A 2,570-nucleotide genomic window follows, 5' to 3' on the forward strand; every position below is an offset into this window, starting at 1 on the left:
CTGAAAATGAAGGTGAGATTCCTAATATAAAGAATGAGATAGAGAAGTATACTGATATAAAGAAAGAGTTCAAGATTACTAACACTTACAAAACTGTTGATGACAATAATATTGTGATAATAGTTACAGATAATAATGATAATATTTTAGGCAAGGCAAAAGAAGGAAGAGTTCCTAAATATGATAATGAAGTTATGACAACTCCTATAATGGCTGAAGAATTGGACAAAAGTATTGGAGATATGATTACAGTAGAAGATGCTAAAGGAAATAAAAAGGATTATATGATAGTAGGTATAAAGCAGGCAATAAACGATGTTGGAAGAAATATAACAATGCTTGAGTCGGGAATAAGTAGACTTAATTCAGAGTTTAATTTAACAGTTAAGGAATTTAGATTAACTGATCCTGAAAAGACAGAGGAGATAATAGAGGATTTAGAATCTATATATGGAAAAGACAATTATGAATTAAGTTTTGAAAATGATTATAAAACGGCAAAAGAAGACTTTGATATAGTAAAGGATGTTCATCTAGTTACTCAAGTTATATTTATTCTTTCTGTTATAATAGTTGGAATAATTGTAGTACTTGTATGTAGTAAGAATATAATGAAGATGAGAAGTGATATTGGAATTTTAAAATCTCAAGGATGTACAGATAATGATATACAGAATCAGTTATCTATAGAGTTTTTTATAATAGCTTTAATAGGAAGTGTTTTAGGGATTATTTTAAATGTTCTTTTCAATGATAAATTAATGTATGTATTCTTTAAATATGTTGGGGTAACGGAGTATGTTACTGAATATAATTTGAAGATTATATTAGTGCCTATTGTAGCAATCACTTTATTTACAATAGTTGCTTCCTGGGTTATTTCAGGAAAGGTTAGAAAGATTACTCCTAAGAATTTGATAGTTGAATAATAATAAGGTATCAGATATAAGTGTTGTTTGGAATTTTACAGAACTTAGTCATTTATATCAAGAAAGAAAAAATAAGGAATTTTAATTCCTATAAAGATAATATTTGAGTCTTTATAGGGATGTTTTTTGCTTCTTTTATGGTTTACATTTCTTTTTAATACGATAATTTTATAAAATACAACAACTTTGTAAAATTATCCTCATGAATTTTAATATAAATATATGATACAATAAATAAAAAAGTAATATTTATGGAGAAATTATGGAAAAAGTAGATTTAACAGAAGGGAAAATACTTAAAGTAATAACTATTCTAGCACTCCCTATTGTAGGAAGTTCTTTTTTACAGTTCACATATAATTTAATAGATATGATGTGGGTTGGAAGGCTTGGGAGTAATGCTGTTGCTAGTATAGGTTCATCAAGCCTTTATATTAGCTTAGGAAATGCTATAGATTCATTTATTGTAACTGGAGTTGGAATAAAGGTATCACATGCCTTAGGAAGAAAAGATAATAAGGAAGCAGAAGAATATATAAATGCAGGTATTATAATGACTACTATTATGGGATTAATTTTTGGAATGATACTTGTACTGTGTGGAAAAATGTTTATTGGTTTCCTTGATATTAATAATTATGATGTAGAGATTGATTCATATCGTTATCTTGCACTAAATGCACCAATATTATTCTTTTCATTTTTTAATTTTATGTATACTCGAATACTAGGAAGCTTTGGGAATAATAAAATAGCTTTTAGAATTAATTTAGTAGGGGTTATACTTAATATGGTCTTAGACCCTTTATTTATTTATACCTTTAATTTAAGAGTTTTAGGAGCTGCCCTTAGTACTCTTGTTGCTAATATTGTTATGTTTGCTATGTTCTTGATAAGTTCTGGAAGTATACTTCTTTTTAGACGTAGTAATGGAATTAATGGTGATAAGATGATAGAAATTACAAAGCTTGGAGCACCAACAGCCCTTCAAAGATTTCTATTTAATCTAATAGGAATATTTATGGGCAAGATAGTAGCTGTATTTGGATCAGATGCTATAGCAGCACAAAAAATAGGAGCTCAAATTGAATCAGCATCCTTTATGGTTATTGGTGGATTTAATTCAGCAATAGCAAGCTTTACAGGACAAAACTTTGGAGCTAAGAAGTTTGATAGAATACATGAAGGATATAAAGCTTCATTAGGGATTGGTATAGTTTATGCATTATTAATGGCAATAGCATTTTTAACATTAAATAGACCAATAGTAAAACTATTCGTAACAGATGAAAATACTGTAGAGATTGCGTGTTCATATCTTAAAGTTGTAGCTTATTCTGAAATTTTTAGCGCTATGGAAATGATATCTAATGGTATGTTTACAGGTATAGGAAAACCAAATATTCCAGCTGTTATAAGTATAGTGTTTACAGCTCTTAGAATTCCAATGTCATTATTATTTATTAAACCATTTGGTATTTTTGGTGTTTGGTTAAGTATATGTTTATCAAGTGTTTTAAAAGGAATAGTTTCAATATTAGCTTATAAAGTAAAAGCTACTAAATTATTAAAGGAATAGAGATTTTTTTATGGGGGTTGAATAACAGATGACAAAAGTTTAGAAAACTTTATAAAATATTA

At 27.7% G+C, this 2,570-nt stretch carries 2 protein-coding genes; both read left to right on the plus strand.

Annotation, left to right across the window (positions count from 1 at the left end; translation table 11 throughout):
- Positions 1-929: ABC transporter permease (locus BM384_RS16610; protein ID WP_139232163.1), on the plus strand; the 929-nt coding region annotated here is incomplete at its 5' end.
- Between the two features lie 262 nt (positions 930-1,191).
- Positions 1,192-2,508 (plus strand): MATE family efflux transporter, encoded by a 1,317-nt coding sequence (locus BM384_RS16615; RefSeq protein WP_090015315.1) that lies wholly within the window; start codon positions 1,192-1,194, stop codon positions 2,506-2,508.
- The last annotated feature ends 62 nt before the right edge of the window (positions 2,509-2,570 follow it).

This window comes from Clostridium sp. DSM 8431 (genome assembly GCF_900116755.1).
In the GTDB taxonomy this organism is placed as follows: Bacteria; Bacillota; Clostridia; order Clostridiales; family Clostridiaceae; genus Clostridium.

Coding starts and splice junctions, on each gene's coding strand:
- BM384_RS16615 (WP_090015315.1), top strand. CDS start 1,192: ATGGAAAAAGTAGATTTAACAGAAGGGAAAATACTTAAAGTAATAACT.